Annotated in this window: 15 protein-coding genes; 11 read left to right on the top strand and 4 right to left on the bottom strand. The window is 70.0% G+C overall.

The genetic code is table 11. The features are described 5' to 3' along the window. Nucleotides 1–32: 32 nt before the first annotated feature. Complete coding sequence (locus E7742_RS21925) at nt 33–530, bottom strand: ArsI/CadI family heavy metal resistance metalloenzyme (RefSeq protein WP_137800869.1); 498 nt, start codon at nt 528–530, stop codon at nt 33–35. 97 nt (nt 531–627) lie between these two features. On the opposite strand from E7742_RS21925, the gene E7742_RS21920 reads away from it, so the two are divergent. The 8 genes from E7742_RS21920 to E7742_RS21885 all read left to right on the top strand — a co-directional run bounded on the left by E7742_RS21920 (nt 628) and on the right by E7742_RS21885 (nt 4,032). Continuing rightward, nucleotides 628–987, top strand: coding sequence for an Rv2640c family ArsR-like transcriptional regulator (locus E7742_RS21920; protein ID WP_137800868.1), 360 nt, complete (start codon nt 628–630; stop codon nt 985–987). Nucleotides 988–1,198: 211 nt separating this feature from the next. Then, on the top strand, nt 1,199–1,660 hold the full coding sequence (locus E7742_RS21915) for an Asp23/Gls24 family envelope stress response protein (protein ID WP_137800867.1): 462 nt from the start codon (nt 1,199–1,201) through the stop codon (nt 1,658–1,660). A gap of 18 nt (nt 1,661–1,678) precedes the next feature. Beyond that, nucleotides 1,679–1,963 (top strand): Asp23/Gls24 family envelope stress response protein, encoded by a 285-nt coding sequence (locus tag E7742_RS21910; RefSeq protein ID WP_137800866.1) that lies wholly within the window; start codon nt 1,679–1,681, stop codon nt 1,961–1,963. Between the two features lie 22 nt (nt 1,964–1,985). Next, nucleotides 1,986–2,267 carry a hypothetical protein gene (locus tag E7742_RS21905; protein ID WP_137800865.1) on the top strand — a complete coding sequence of 94 codons (282 nt, stop codon included), beginning with the start codon at nt 1,986–1,988 and terminating at the stop codon, nt 2,265–2,267. A gap of 43 nt (nt 2,268–2,310) precedes the next feature. Then, entirely contained in the window at nt 2,311–2,496 is a 186-nt protein-coding gene (locus E7742_RS21900; RefSeq protein WP_137800864.1) for a DUF2273 domain-containing protein, read from the top strand. Beyond that, nucleotides 2,483–2,872 carry an Asp23/Gls24 family envelope stress response protein gene (locus E7742_RS21895; RefSeq protein WP_137800863.1) on the top strand — a complete coding sequence of 130 codons (390 nt, stop codon included), beginning with the start codon at nt 2,483–2,485 and terminating at the stop codon, nt 2,870–2,872. Before E7742_RS21900 ends, E7742_RS21895 begins: the two co-directional genes overlap by 14 nt. After that, complete coding sequence (locus E7742_RS21890; protein WP_137800862.1) at nt 2,869–3,465, top strand: DUF6286 domain-containing protein; 597 nt, start codon at nt 2,869–2,871, stop codon at nt 3,463–3,465. The genes E7742_RS21895 and E7742_RS21890 overlap by 4 nt, the downstream gene beginning before the upstream one ends. Further along, entirely contained in the window at nt 3,466–4,032 is a 567-nt protein-coding gene (locus tag E7742_RS21885; RefSeq protein WP_137800861.1) for an alkaline shock response membrane anchor protein AmaP, read from the top strand. Between the two features lie 45 nt (nt 4,033–4,077). Here E7742_RS21885 and E7742_RS21880 read toward each other — a convergent pair whose 3' ends face one another. After that, complete coding sequence (locus E7742_RS21880; protein ID WP_137800860.1) at nt 4,078–4,956, bottom strand: phosphatidylinositol mannoside acyltransferase; 879 nt, start codon at nt 4,954–4,956, stop codon at nt 4,078–4,080. A 283-nt stretch (nt 4,957–5,239) separates the two neighbouring features. Here E7742_RS21880 and E7742_RS21875 point away from each other — a divergent pair, with 283 nt between their 5' ends. Next, on the top strand, nt 5,240–6,535 hold the full coding sequence (locus E7742_RS21875; protein ID WP_137800859.1) for a fatty acid desaturase family protein: 1,296 nt from the start codon (nt 5,240–5,242) through the stop codon (nt 6,533–6,535). Between the two features lie 256 nt (nt 6,536–6,791). Here the strand turns inward: E7742_RS21875 and E7742_RS21870 are convergent, their stop codons facing one another. After that, entirely contained in the window at nt 6,792–8,975 is a 2,184-nt protein-coding gene (locus E7742_RS21870) for an acyl-CoA dehydrogenase (protein WP_137800858.1), read from the bottom strand. A 93-nt stretch (nt 8,976–9,068) separates the two neighbouring features. Between E7742_RS21870 and kstR the strand changes: the two genes are divergently transcribed. Beyond that, nucleotides 9,069–9,716: a cholesterol catabolism transcriptional regulator KstR gene (gene kstR, locus E7742_RS21865; RefSeq protein WP_137800857.1), complete on the top strand. Its 648-nt coding sequence runs from the start codon at nt 9,069–9,071 to the stop codon at nt 9,714–9,716. Nucleotides 9,717–9,775: 59 nt separating this feature from the next. Further along, a complete protein-coding gene (otsB, locus tag E7742_RS21860; protein WP_137800856.1) occupies nt 9,776–12,337 on the top strand; it encodes a trehalose-phosphatase in 2,562 nt (853 codons plus the stop codon). An 18-nt stretch (nt 12,338–12,355) separates the two neighbouring features. On the opposite strand, the gene E7742_RS21855 is transcribed toward otsB, so the two are convergent. Next, nucleotides 12,356–13,447: a LacI family DNA-binding transcriptional regulator gene (locus E7742_RS21855; protein WP_137800855.1), complete on the bottom strand. Its 1,092-nt coding sequence runs from the start codon at nt 13,445–13,447 to the stop codon at nt 12,356–12,358. Nucleotides 13,448–13,502 lie beyond the last annotated feature (55 nt).

The following is a 13,502-nucleotide window of genomic DNA, read 5'->3' as shown; positions in this document are numbered from 1 at the left end:
CGGCACGGCCCGTCCAGCGCTGACCGCCCGGCTCAGCAGCAGGAATTGCGGCCCGCAGCCGGTCCCTCGCCGCCCTCCGGCTCCGCGTCCGCGGCCGTGCCGCAGCAGACACCTGCGCGAGAGCCCTGCGGGCCATCGAGATGCTGCGGGCTCGAGCCGAAGGTGTCGGAGTCGGCGAGGACGGTGTAGACCTCCCATTTCTCCCCGGCCGGCCCGGTCACCCACACCTTGTCCTGGGTGGCGAAGCAACAGGTGGTGCCGAGCTCCTCGTCGGTGAACAGTCCCTCGTCGGTCAGGCGCGCGATCTCCGCGTGGACCTTCTCCGAAGATTCGACCTCGACGCCGAGGTGGTTGATCGTGCCGCCCTTGCCAGGGTTCTCGAGCAGCACCAGCTTGAGCGGCGGTTCGGCGATCGCGAAGTTCGCGTACCCGGGCTCGAGCTTCGCCGGCCCGGTACCGAACAGCTTCGAATAGAACGTGACCGCCTCGTCCAGGTCGTCGACGTTGAGTGCGAGTTGTGCACGGGACATGACAGCCTCCAGCTGTGCGACATATATCGAATTACTGTGCACCTGCAGAGTGCCACGATTTCGACATAAGTCAAGATGGATCGGTAGGATCGTCGCCATGCCGAAAGCCCTGCCGGTCGTCGACGTCAGCGCGCCGATCTGTTGCGCGCCGATCTCGGCCGCGCCGATGGGCGACGAGGCTGCACTCGAGGTCGCGCTACGACTCAAGGCGCTCGCCGATCCCGTCCGGATAAAGGTGATGTCGATCCTGCTCACCGCCACCGACGGCGCCGTGTGCACGTGCGATCTCGCCGCCGGCGTCGACCTGGCGGAGTCGACTGTCAGCCACCACCTCGGCCAACTACGCAAGGCCGGGATGGTCGTCTCGCAGCGCCGTGGGATGAACGTCTACCACCGCGCCCGCAGCGAGGCTCTCGATGCCCTCCGCCTAGTGCTCGACCCCAACTGCTGCGCGTAGCTCCACGGGTCCGACCGGTGTGCCTCCGACGGGCACCCGTCACCGAGTCGAATCACCGGCCGCCGCATGCATGAACCCCGTGAGAACGGGTAGCCCGCGATGCGGGGAACGGATGGCGCAGGGTGCAGTCACCGAGTCCGGCGGGTCCGACGGCGCGAAACGGGTCCGAGGACAGGGCGACGTGCCTTCGCGACGGGAAGGAGTTGAGACGATGACGGAACCCCAGGGCTCCTCGAGCAGCAAGAGCATCACCTCTCACGGCGATTCCGCCTTGGTCAGTTCGCACGGCACGACGACCATCGCCGACACCGTGGTCGCCAAGATCGCGGGCATCGCGACTCGCGAGGTCAACGGCGTGCACGACCTCGGAGGCGGTACGACACGCATGGTCGGTGCATTGCGCGAACGTATCCCCGGCGCCAGCGTCAACCGTGCACAGGGCGTGTCGGTGGAGGTGGGTGAGAAGCAAACTGCCATCGATATCGACATCGTGGCCGACTACGGAGTGTCCATCGTCGACCTCGCCGCCGGGATCCGACGGAACGTCATCGCCGCGATCGAGCGCATGACCGGATTGGAGGTCACCGAAGTGAACATCACGGTGCACGACGTCTACCTCGACGAGGAACCGAGCGACGGTTCCAGCTCGCCGCCGCCTCCGCGCGTGGAGTAGACAGCGCAGCGCACCGAGATGGACGCGGCGTCGCAAGAGCTCACGGCGGCACGAATAGCCGAGATCGTCTCCCGGGTCCCCGGCGTGGCGGCACTCGACGGCGGCATGTTCGGTGAAGTGGCCACCTATCTCCCCCACGAACGGATCCTGGGGGTGCGTCTGCGTGACGACGGTTCCGTCGACGTTCACGTGACGGCGTATCGGGGCGTGCCGCTGCCGCAGCTCGCGGCCCGCATTCGGCGGGCGCTGGCGGAGAACGTGCGTATCGACGTGACGATCGCCGACATCGTCGAGCCCGGGTAGCGCGGAACGGAACGGAACGGACATGAGTTTTCGTGACGATTGGGACTCCTATCCCAGCCGGGCTGCCGCCCGCCGGGCCGCCGCCCGGCACCTGCATCCGGACCGGGGCGGAGATCCTGCCCGGTTCGTCCGGGCCCTCGAACAGATCGATCGTCGCTTCCCCGCCGCCCGTTCAGCCGACATCGCGTCGGAGACCGCGATCGTGGCCACCCGGCCACGGTTCGCGCGACACGCCGCTCGTCTCCTCGCGCGGGTGCGGCGGCCGGTGCGGCACGGCCGACGAGTCAGGTACATCACGCTCTGACGTCCGCCCCGCGGATGCCGGAGCTCCATTGCCGGAGGTGCTCATGCGCACATCTTCCATCGGCCTGATCGCGGGCCTTCTGCTCGCCGTCGCCGCCGCTGCCGGCGGCTTCACCGGGTTTCTCATCGCACTCGTGCTCGGGGCGATCGGTTATCTGCTGGGTGCCCACTACGACGGGGACATCGATCTCTCGCCACTGTTGAGGGGACGCGGCCATGGCCGAGGATGAGGACATCCACAGTGCCGACGCGGGGTCTCGCGGCGCGCTGAATGTCGACGACCGTGTCGCCCGGAAGCTGGCCGAGCATGCCGCGGCGACCACGCCGGGGGTGCTGGCCTACTCCGCGGGCATGGATCGGCTGACCGGACGTGCCCTCCCCCGCGCGCGAGTGCTCTCGGCGGGCCGTCGGATCCGCGTGCACATCGACCTGGCCGTCCGGTGGGGCCGGCCCTTGCCGCCGCTCGTCCGCGCGGTCCACGACAACGTCACCACGGCGCTGCGTGACTACGGCAGTTATCACGTCGACGGCATCGACCTGGCCGTCACCAAGCTTCGTGTCGCGATCGACGGCCCCACCGACGACGAGACCGACGATGCCCGATGAGCGCCGATCGACACGAAAGCGACGCCGACGGCACACCCGGTGACCGTGCGGCGCACCGCGTTCCCGCCCCGGCCCGGACCCCTTCCGCTCCGCCCGCGGCGAGTTGGGCCGGGGCGTTGCTCGCGGCGGCACTGCTCGCCGCTGGGGTAATCGCCCTTCGGGACACGACGATCGCCCTGGGATGGGTCGACGGTCGGAAGTGGGTGGATGCGGTCGTGGAGTGGGTCGACGGCCTGCGCTTCGAACCGTGGATGATTCCGGCGGGCATCGCTGCCGTTCTCCTCGGAGTGTGGATGGTCGTCTCGGCGGTCCGACCACGACGGCAGATCGCGCTCCCGCTCCGCGCTCGTTCCGCCGTCTGGATTCGTCCGGCCGACCTGGCCGAGTGCGCGACCGCGGCCGCCAGGACGGTTCCCGGAGTTCTGGAGGCACGCTCCACCGCGACCTCCCGCAAGCTCACCGTCCGAGCCACCGTCACCGACGCCGGCGACGCGGCCATCACCACGCATGTCCGCGATGCGATCGCCCCCGTGATCGACACCATGCAACGACGGCCGAAACTCGTCGTCCGCACGCGCACAGGAGGCAGGTAGATGACCCGGGTCACCTCAGCGGTGGACCGCGCCGCCGCAGCCGTCGTCGGACTGGTGCTCATCGCACTCGGGGCGGGGGCGCTGGTCTGGAGCACCGACGCGGTCGCCAGATTCCCCGACACGATCACCGCGCCGGCGGTGGTGGAGGCCACGACGAAACAGTGGTGGCCCTGGGCGGTCGGCGCGGCAGGCGTCGTTTTCATCATCGCCGCGGTCCGCTGGATCTACGCCCATACTCCCGCCCCTCACGCGCATCCGATCCAGCTTCCGGGCCTCGGCACCACCGGCTCGGCCACAGTCGACCTCGGCGACGTCGCCACGGCCGCCGCGACCTCGCTGACCCACCGACACGACATCACGGACGCCAAGGGCAAGGCAATCGACGAACGGGGGCGACGCACCGTGGTGATGGAAGTGACCACCAGCGCGGACGCCGATCTCGCCATCGTCGTCGACGCCGTCGATACGGCCTGCCGCGACGTCGTGCACACCCTCGGCACCGATGAATTCGCGATTCGCACGCTCATCCGGCACGGGTCGCGTCCGCGAGGTCGAGCCCTGCGTTGATGTGGCCACCGAGACCGGAGGAGCGAGACCGCGTTCGCCCGGAAGTCACGGCACGGCGTCGACGTCCGATGCCCACACGCCCTGCAGCATGTGCCAATCGGCGGGGTGTGCGGCGATACCGGCCGCGAACCGATCGGCCAACGCCTGCGTCATGCGCTGCACCCCGCCCACCGCATCGATCGGTGGATCGACGCGGCATCCCCACCCGCCGGGGGCGAACCAGCAGTGCACCGGAAGGAGCGCGGCACCGGTATCGAGCGCGAGACGGGCCGGACCCACCGGCATCCGGGCGCGTTCACCGAAGAACTCCACAGGGACACCCGCGCCGGTCACGTCCCGCTCGGCGAGCAACCCGACTCGCCCCTCGCGTAACCGCCTACTCAACTGCTCGAACGGCGGCTGTGCGCCACCGGTGAGGGGCACTATCTCGAAGCCCAACTCCTCACGAAAACGTACGAAACGACGGAACAGCGACTCCGGCCGCAGTCGCTCGGCGACGACGACCGGCGGCCCTATCCGCCGGGCCACCCACACTCCGGCCAGATCCCAGTTTCCGCTGTGCGGCAACGCCAGAACGACCCCGCTCCCGCGGGCGACGGCGTCGTGGATGTGCTCGAGTCCCGCCGCCGAGGCTTCGAGATCAGCGGCCACCTGCTCCGGATTCATCCTGGGCAGACGGAAGGCCTCACACCAGTAGCGGGCGTACGAACGAAGACTTGCGCGGACGAGGTCGTCGGAAACCTGAGCGGGGGTGATCGACAGGACCCGCGCGAGATTGCGGCGCAGCTGTTCCGGTCCACCGCCCCGTGCCGCGCAATCGGCCGCGACACCGAACAGGTGCATCGCCCATCGCTCAGGCAGCACACGCACCAGTTTCCAGCCGGCCGCATAGCTGAGATCCCAGGCACGATCCTTCGGGTTCACCGGTACCACCTTCGTGCGCCGGAGCACCCAGATCACCACCTAGCACCTCGACACAGTCAGCGTACGCGTCGACCGCGCGGCGCTGCGGTCCGAAGCGGCGTCGTTTCGCATGAGTGCGAAATGCCAGGTAGCGTGAGGTTCACCGGAGGATCGGTCCGCCGACCACGCGTAGAGACGTCGATCCCCGCCGGCACCGACGGTGTGCCGCTTTCTCGTTCACTCGTACTCGCCGGTCCGCGTCGACACCAGGCCCCGACACCCGATCCCGACGGAGGACCACTCGGTGGCCATCACCGACATCAACGAGTTCGCTCACCTCACCGACAACGACATCGAAGCCCTCGGCCGTGAACTGGACGAGATCCGCCGTGACGTCGAGGAGTCGCGGGGGCACCGCGACGCCCGCTACATCCGGCGGGTGATCCGGCTGCAACGCTCCCTCGAACTCGGCGGGCGCGCAGTGCTCTTCGGCAGCCGCCGCCGGCCCGCGTGGGTCGCGGGCACGGCGATGCTCTCGCTCGCCAAGATCATCGAGAACATGGAGCTCGGGCACAACGTGATGCACGGGCAGTGGGACTGGATGAACGATCCGGAGATCCACTCCACCACCTGGGAGTGGGATCAGACCGGGCCGTCGGAGCACTGGAAACGCGCCCACAACTACTCGCACCACACCTACACCGACATCGTCGGGATGGACGACGACGTGGGATTCGGGATCCTGCGGATGACGCGGGACGAGAAGTGGCGGCCGATCAACCTGCTCCAGCCCGTCGCGAACGTGATCCTCGCGGCCGGGTTCGAGTGGGGCATCGCGCTGCACGACCTCAAGGCGCAGAAGGTGCTCGAGGGCGTCGACCCGATGCAGTGGAATTCGGCTCCCAACAAGGAATTCGCGATCAAGATCGCGCGTCAGGTCGGCAAGGACTTCGTACTGTTCCCGGCGCTGACGGGCCGGGCGTGGAAGCACACGCTGACCGCGAACGCGACGGCCAACCTGGTGCGCAACCTGTGGGCGTACGCGGTGATCTTCTGCGGGCACTTCCCGGACGGCGCCGAGAAGTTCACCGCCGAGCAGTTCGAGACCGAGACCCGCGCGCAGTGGTACCTGCGGCAGATGCTCGGCAGCGCCAACATCGACGCCGGCCCGGTGATGGGTTTCCTGACCGGCAACCTGAGCTACCAGATCGAGCACCACCTGTTCCCCGATCTGCCGTCGAACCGGTACCCGGAGATGGCGGTGCGGGTGCGGGCGCTGTGCGACAAGTACGACCTGCCGTACACCACCGGACCGCTCAGCCGGCAGTACCTGCTCGCGCTGCGCACCATCCACAAGCTCGCCCTGCCGGACCGCCTGCTGAAACGGACCTCCCACGACGCTCCCGAGACCTCGTCCGAGCGCAAGTTCGACGCCACCGGTTCCCGGATCGGGGAGGCGCTGCGGGTCGACCCCGACACCGGACGCCGCAACGGGCTGCTGTCCGCGTTGCGGACGCACGCCCATATGCGGAGACCGATCCGCGGTAACACTCGAACACTGCAGGCGGCCAGCGGTTTTCGAGAGAAAGACACGGGCTGACGGCGGTGACGACCCACGGAATTCGAGGCCGTTCCGGCAGCACCGCCGCCGCGCCGCCCCTGCAGAGTTCTCGATACTCCACCCCCCCGCTCTCCCCCTCGCGGGGATGTGAGGCACCGCCGGGCCCCGCCTCCCTATGCAAGGGGCGGGGCCCGACGTGTCGGCGCAACCGGGAGAAGGCAAGCGGCGCAACCGGTCCCGTGGCCCGCGTCGCCTGTCGAATGGTCGGCGCGGGCGTTCGGCCGTTCGGAGCCGCTCAGCCGCGGGGCAGCCCCAACAGGTGCTCGGCGGCGACGGTCAGCAGGATCTGCGTCGTGCCGCCCGCGATGGACAGGCACCGGGTGTTGAGGAACTCGCGGGTGAGCGGACCTTCCACCCACCCGGCCTCCCCCGCCAGTTCGACGGCGAATTCGGCTACGGCCTGCCGGTTCCGGACGCCGACGAGCTTGCGGACACTCGACGCGGGCCCCGGATCCTGCCCGTCGAGCTGCCGCAGCGTCGTACGCAACTCGAGCAGCGATCCGACCAGGGCCTCGGCGATGAGCGCACCCAGGTGATCGGCCGTCACCGGGTCCGGGTCGCCCGCCAGCTCGAGCAGTTCCTCGACCGCCTTGCCGAGCGACGAGCCGCCGCTCATCGCGACCCGCTCGTTGGCCAGCGTGGTGCGGGCGAGCCGCCAGCCACCGTTCACCTGACCGACCACACAGTCGTCGGGGACGAACACGTCGTCGAGGAACACCTCGTTGAACAGGGCGTCGCCCGTGATCTCCCGCAGCGGCGAGATCCGGATGCCGGGGGCGCGCATGTCGAGCAGGAAGTACGTGATGCCCTTGTGCTTGGGCGCATCCTTGTCGGTGCGGGCCAGACAGATTCCCCAGTCCGCCTCGCGAGCCAGCGACGTCCACACTTTCTGCCCGTTGAGTTTCCAGCCACCGTCGACCTTCTCGGCGACGGTGCGCAGCGACGCCAGGTCGGAGCCCGCACCGGGCTCGGAGAACAGCTGGCACCACGTGATCTCGCCGCGCAGCGTCGGTAGCGCGAAACGCTCGATCTGTTCGGGACTGCCGTGTTCGAGCACGGTGGGCACCGCCCACCACCCGATGACGAGATCGGGACGCTCGACGCCGGCCGCCGCCATCTCCTCGGCGACGAGGATCTGCTCGGCAGCGCTCGCGCCGCGGCCGTAGGGTCGCGGCCAGTGCGGCGCGGCGTAGCCCGATTCGGCCAGTGCGACGCGGCGCTCGGCCTGCGGCACCGCTGCCAGCGCGGCCACCTCGTCCCGGATGGCGGACCGTTCCGATTCCAGCTCCGACAGGTCGATCGTCAGGTGGCGGCGGGCGCCGGACCGGGTCAGCTCGGTCACGCGGGCACGCCAACGGTTGCTCCCGCCGAGAAACTGCCGGTTCGAGACCGCCCGCCGCAGGTAGAAGTGCGCGTCGTGCTCCCATGTGAACCCGATGCCGCCGAGCACCTGAATGCAATCCTTGGCGTTGGCCACCGCGGCGTCGAGCGCGACGGCGGCCGCGACGGCCGCGGCGACCGGCAGTTCCGATTCGCCCGCGTCGCCCGCGTCGGGGTCGGGCAGCGCGTCCTCGGCCGCGACGGCGGCGTCCCAGGCCACCGCCCGCGCCTGTTCCGCACGACAGAGCATCTCGGCGCACAGGTGCTTGATCGCCTGGAACGAGCCGATGGGCTTGCCGAACTGTTCACGGATCTTCGCGTACTCGACCGCGGTGTTCAGCGTCCAACCCGCGACACCGGCGGCCTCGGCGGCGGCGAGGGTCGCTGCGAGGTCACGCACCAGCGTGGGCGCGACCCCCGAGACGATCCGGTCGGCCGCCACCACGACGCCGTCGCAGTGCACCCGCGCGACGCCGCGGCTCTTGTCGAGGATGTCGAGCCGTTCGACGGACAACCCCGGCGCGTCGGGGTCGACGAGACACCACACCGGGTCCCCGTCTCCGCCGGGCACCGGTAGCAACACCGCCACCCCCGGCTCCGCACCCAACGCACTGCCCCCGTCGCCGTGCAGCACCAGCCCGCCGTCGGCGTCGGCGGTCGCGGTGATCGGGCCCGCGTCGAGCACGACCGCGGTGGGGAGCTCGCCCTCGGCGATCCGGCCGGCCCACTGCTTGGCGGCGGCGCCCCGACTGCGCCCGAGCACCACCCCGGCGAGCGCGGTCGACAACACCGGGCCGCCCACGAGTTCGGCGGCGGCCTGTTCGACCATGGCGGCCAGGTCGACGAGCTGTCCGCCGACCCCGCCGACGGACTCCGGAACCCCCACCGCGAACAGGCCCAATCCGGCCACCGCCGGCCACGAGCGGCGCCAGAAGTCCGCAGGTCCCTCGCGTAAAATTGCGACCGGAGTGGCAGATCGGGCCCACGCCTGAATCGACTCCTGGACCGCCTTCTGTTCGTCGGTCGTGGCGATTGTCACAACGGCTACCCGCCTCTCCTGGATGGCATCTTCATCTAGAACGTGTTCTAATATGTTCGGCCGTCAAGAGTCAAGGCGTGAAGGAAACTGTCGATGACCACCTCATCTCGATCCCGTTCCACTGGGGCCACGGTCTCGACCCTCAGCGACGACGATCTGAGCTCGAACGCGCAGCGCGAGCGGCGCAAGCGGATCCTCGATGCGACCCTCGCGTTGGCATCCAAGGGCGGTTATGAGGCCGTGCAGATGCGCGCCGTCGCCGAACGGGCGGATGTCGCCGTCGGCACCCTCTACCGCTACTTCCCGTCGAAGGTGCACCTGCTGGTGTCCGCGCTCGCGCGCGAGTTCGAGCGGATCGAGTCCAAGGGCAAGATTCCGCCGGGGCGCAGTCCGCTCGAGCGGATGCAGCTGATCCTGGGTCAGATCACCAAGGCGATGCAGCGGGATCCGCTCCTCACCGAGGCGATGACGCGAGCGTTCATGTTCGCAGACGCGTCCGCGGCCGCGGAGGTCGACCACGTCGGCAAGCTCATGGACACACTGTTCGCGCGGGCCATGACGGACGGCGTGCCCACGGAGGACGAACTCGCGATCGCCCGCGTCATCAGTGACGTCTGGCTGTCCAATCTCGTGGCGTGGCTCACGCGTCGCTCGTCCGCCACGGACGTTGCGAAACGCCTGGAACTGACGGTTGAACTGCTGCTCGGCGACGGTTCCCGCGTCCCCGTCCAGGCCCGGTAGCACCCACCGGGCGGAAACGCGACGCGCCAGCGCGCCGTCAATCGCTTAGGTTTGAAGCTGTGAGCGCTCTGGATCTGCCGATCGAACTTCGCCGGGCCCTGTCCACCGTGGCCCGGACTCCGCGCCTGCTGGTGGCATCCGACTACGACGGCACGATGGCACCCATCGTCTCGGACCCGGAGAAGGCGTACCCGCATGCCGAGTCGGTGCGTGCACTGCGCGCGCTGGCCGGGCTGGCCGCGACCACCGCCGCCGTCATCTCGGGCCGCGCCCTCAAGGACCTCGCGACGCTGTCCCGGCTGCCCGCCGAGGTCCAGCTGGTCGGCAGCCACGGCTCGGAGTTCGACGTGGGCTTCGTGCACGCCATCGACGCGAACGCCCGCAAACTGCTGGGCGAGGTGACCGCGGAGCTCTCCCGCATCGCTGCCCTGCACCCCGGTGTGACGGTCGAGACCAAGCCCGCGAGCGCCGCGCTCCACGTGCGCAACGCGAGCCCCGAGGCGGGCGCCAAGGCCCTCGCCGCCGTCCACGCCGAGGCGGCGCTGTGGACCGGCGTACAGGTCACCGAGGGCAAGTCCGTCATCGAGCTGGCCGTCATCGCCACCGACAAGGGCAACGCACTCGACATCCTGCGCCACCAGGAGGCCGCCACCGCCGCGGTCTTCTTCGGCGACGACGTCACCGACGAGAAGGCCTTCGGCCGGCTGCAGGGCCCCGACCTCGGCATCAAGGTCGGCGAGGGCGAGACGCTGGCCGCGTTCCGCGTCGACTCCACCGAGGACGTGGCCGCCGCGCTGGCGTTCCTCCTCGAGGAACGGCGCACGTGGCTCTCCGGCGCGGACGCGCCGCCGATCGAACGCCTGACCATGTTGGCGAGCCCCCGCTCCGTCGCGCTCATCACGCCCGACGCGAACATGACGTGGCTCTGCCACCCCGAACCCGACTCCGCGGCCGTGTTCGCGCACCTGCTGGGCGGCACCGAGGCCGGCCACTTCAGTGTCGGCCCGCAGCGCGAGGCGCTGCCGCTGAGCCAGCAGTACATCGACGGCACCATGACGGTGCAGACCCGCTGGGCCAGCCTCACGGTCACCGACTATCTGCCGCACGACGTCCAGCCGAGTCGTACCGACCTCACCCGGGTGATCACCGGCCGCGCGAAGGCGGTCGTGAGTTTCGCTCCGCGCCCCGAGTTCGGTCAGGTACCGGTCCAGCTCGAGCCGGACACCGACGGGTTGCGGGTCTCCGGCACGAGCGAGCCGATGGTGCTGCGCTCCCCCGGCGTGCACTGGGACATCACCACCGACGGCACCCAGCAGACCGCGTTCGCGGTCGTCGACCCGTCGCAGGGGCCGGTGGTCCTCGAACTCCGTTGCGGCACAGAGGATCTGGGCCCTTCGCAGTTGTCGGAGACGGAACGCCGGGAGCTGGCCGAGTCGTACTGGCGGGACTGGGCGGACACGCTCGACCTGCCACCGCTCAAGCCGGATCTGATGAAGCGGTCGGCGCTCACGCTGCGCGGCCTGGTGCACGCGCCGAGCGGATCGATTCTCGCGGCCGCCACGACGTCGCTGCCCGAGGAGATCGGCGGCGTCCGCAACTGGGACTACCGCTACTGCTGGTTGCGCGACGCGGCCCTGACCGCCGCGGCCCTCGTGAGCCTGGGCTCCCTCGCCGAGGCGGAGAACTACCTCGAGTGGGTGCACGGGGTGCTCGAGACGCTGCACGGCCCGGAGCGGCTGCACCCGCTCTACACGCTGTACGGAGCGGGTCTGCCCCCGGAGGCGGTGATCGATTCGTTGCCCGGCTACGCGGGCTCGCGGCCGGTGCGCGTCGGCAACGCCGCGAACCAGCAGGTGCAGCTCGACGTGTTCGGGCCCATCGTGGACCTGATCGCGAACCTGGCCCTGGCCCGGCAGAAGAAGGGCATCACGGGGTCGGACGCGCTGACCGACCGCGACTGGGAACTGGTGTCCGCGATGGTCGAGGCGGTCGAGCGGCGCTGGTGCGAACCCGACCACGGCATCTGGGAGATCCGCGACAACCCCCGGCACCACGTGTACTCGAAGGTGATGGGCTGGCTCACCGTCGACCGCGCGCTCGGACTGGCCGAGACGTTCGGTCGTCCGGCACGGGAGACGTGGGCGGCGTTGCGAGACGAGATCGCCGAGGAAGTGATCGAGAAGGGCTGGAACGCGGACGTCGAGTCGTACACCGCGGCCTACGACGGCACCGATCTGGACGCGGCGACGCTGCACATCGGCCTGTCCGGGCTGATCGACCCCATGGACAAGCGGTTCGCGGCGACCGTCGTCGCGACGGAGCGGGAACTGCGCAGCGGGTCGACCGTGTACCGGTACCACCACGACGACGGACTGCCGGGCATCGAGGGCGGTTTCCACCTGTGCGCCGCCTGGCTGGTGGAGGCATACCTGCTGATCGGTCAGCGGTCCGACGCGGAGGCGCTGTTCAAGCAGTTGGTGAACGCGGCCGGACCCACGGGCCTGCTGGCCGAGGAGTACGACCCGGTCGCCGAGCGCTCGCTGGGCAACCATCCTCAGGCGTACAGCCACCTCGGTCTGCTGCGGTGCGCGCAGTTGCTGAGCGCCGACGCGCGGAGGTAGGGCGAGCGGGGCCCGACGCTAGGGCTCGGGCGGGGAGGCTGCGGTGTGCCCGTGCACCAGCTCCGTCTCGAGCATCAGGGCAGTGGTGATGCCGCTGTCGGACCCGGACATCAGCAGGGCTCCGGCCCGGCGGCCCTTGTCCTCCTGCGGCTGGCGCACCGTCGTGAGGCCCTCCCGCAGCGCCTCCTCGACGCCGTCGAACCCCGTGACGGACAACCGCCCCGGGACGTCGATGCCCTCGCGCCGCGCCCAGTCCAGGGCCCCGAGCGCCAGGACGTCGGTGGTGCACACGAGGGCGGTGATCCGCGGGTCGATCGCAAGCGCCTGTGCGGCGGCGGAGTGCCCGGCCCGCGCGGTGTGCTCGTAGCGCTCGACGACGACGAGCGACTCGGGATCGAGGCCGGCGTCGGTCATCGCGTCCCGGATGCCGGCCAGACGCTCGCGCTGGACGTGGAAGTTGGGGGCGTGCAGCCGCTCGCCCTCGACCACACCGTCCGACCGGTCCCGGCCGAGTCGCATGCACAGCACGCCGATCCTCTTGTGGCCGAGGGAGATCAGATAGTCGGCCACCTTCCGCATGGCACTCCGGTCGTCGATGCCGACGAGCGAGACGCCCGGGATTCCCCGCGGCTGGTCGCAGATGACGGTCGGCAGATGCCGCTCCCGGACCGCCGCGAGGTAGGGATCGTCGTCGGCCACGGAATACACCACGAACCCGTCGACGCCGGCCTGCTGGACCACCGCGGCGGCCTCGACGTCGTCGCGTCCGGGTCCGGCGGGAACGAGGAGCAACCCCTGCCCCGCCGCCTCGCACGACTCGGTGAGCCCGGCCAGGAAGCTCATCGCGGCCGGGTCGCGGAACGAGTAGCTCAGCGTCTCGGTGAGCAGCAGCCCCACCGCACCGGCGCGGCGGGTCCGCAGCGACCGGGCCACCGGGTCCGGTCCGGGGTACCCGCGTCGCTTGGCGGCCAGCAGCACACGCTCGCGCAGTTCGGCCGACAGCTGGTCGGGGCGGTTGTACGCGTTCGAGACGGTGGTCCGCGAGACCTTGAGCTCAGCGGCGAGCGAGGCCAGAGTGGCCGGACGACGCGGCTGACGAGACCTTGGCATAACGGGACGGTATCGGTTCGACGGCGGCAGGGCGAACCAGACGCCTACCTCGCGG

Origin of the sequence: Rhodococcus sp. SGAir0479, from assembly GCF_005484805.1 — a bacterium.
Classification (GTDB): Bacteria; Actinomycetota; Actinomycetes; order Mycobacteriales; family Mycobacteriaceae; genus Prescottella.
Note: the sequence above shows the minus strand (reverse complement) of the source record. Positions and strands in the feature narration are given on the sequence as shown.

Bases quoted from the DNA above. Each gene is read 5' to 3' on its own strand.
- kstR (WP_137800857.1), top strand. From the start codon at position 9,069: ATGACCACCTCATCTCGATCCCGTTCCACTGGGGCCACGGTCTCGACC.
- E7742_RS21925 (WP_137800869.1), bottom strand. From the start codon at position 530: ATGTCCCGTGCACAACTCGCACTCAACGTCGACGACCTGGACGAGGCG.
- E7742_RS21915 (WP_137800867.1), top strand. From the start codon at position 1,199: ATGACGGAACCCCAGGGCTCCTCGAGCAGCAAGAGCATCACCTCTCAC.
- E7742_RS21895 (WP_137800863.1), top strand. From the start codon at position 2,483: ATGGCCGAGGATGAGGACATCCACAGTGCCGACGCGGGGTCTCGCGGC.
- E7742_RS21920 (WP_137800868.1), top strand. From the start codon at position 628: ATGCCGAAAGCCCTGCCGGTCGTCGACGTCAGCGCGCCGATCTGTTGC.
- E7742_RS21900 (WP_137800864.1), top strand. From the start codon at position 2,311: ATGCGCACATCTTCCATCGGCCTGATCGCGGGCCTTCTGCTCGCCGTC.
- E7742_RS21890 (WP_137800862.1), top strand. From the start codon at position 2,869: ATGAGCGCCGATCGACACGAAAGCGACGCCGACGGCACACCCGGTGAC.
- E7742_RS21910 (WP_137800866.1), top strand. From the start codon at position 1,679: ATGGACGCGGCGTCGCAAGAGCTCACGGCGGCACGAATAGCCGAGATC.
- E7742_RS21855 (WP_137800855.1), bottom strand. From the start codon at position 13,447: ATGCCAAGGTCTCGTCAGCCGCGTCGTCCGGCCACTCTGGCCTCGCTC.
- E7742_RS21885 (WP_137800861.1), top strand. From the start codon at position 3,466: ATGACCCGGGTCACCTCAGCGGTGGACCGCGCCGCCGCAGCCGTCGTC.
- E7742_RS21905 (WP_137800865.1), top strand. From the start codon at position 1,986: ATGAGTTTTCGTGACGATTGGGACTCCTATCCCAGCCGGGCTGCCGCC.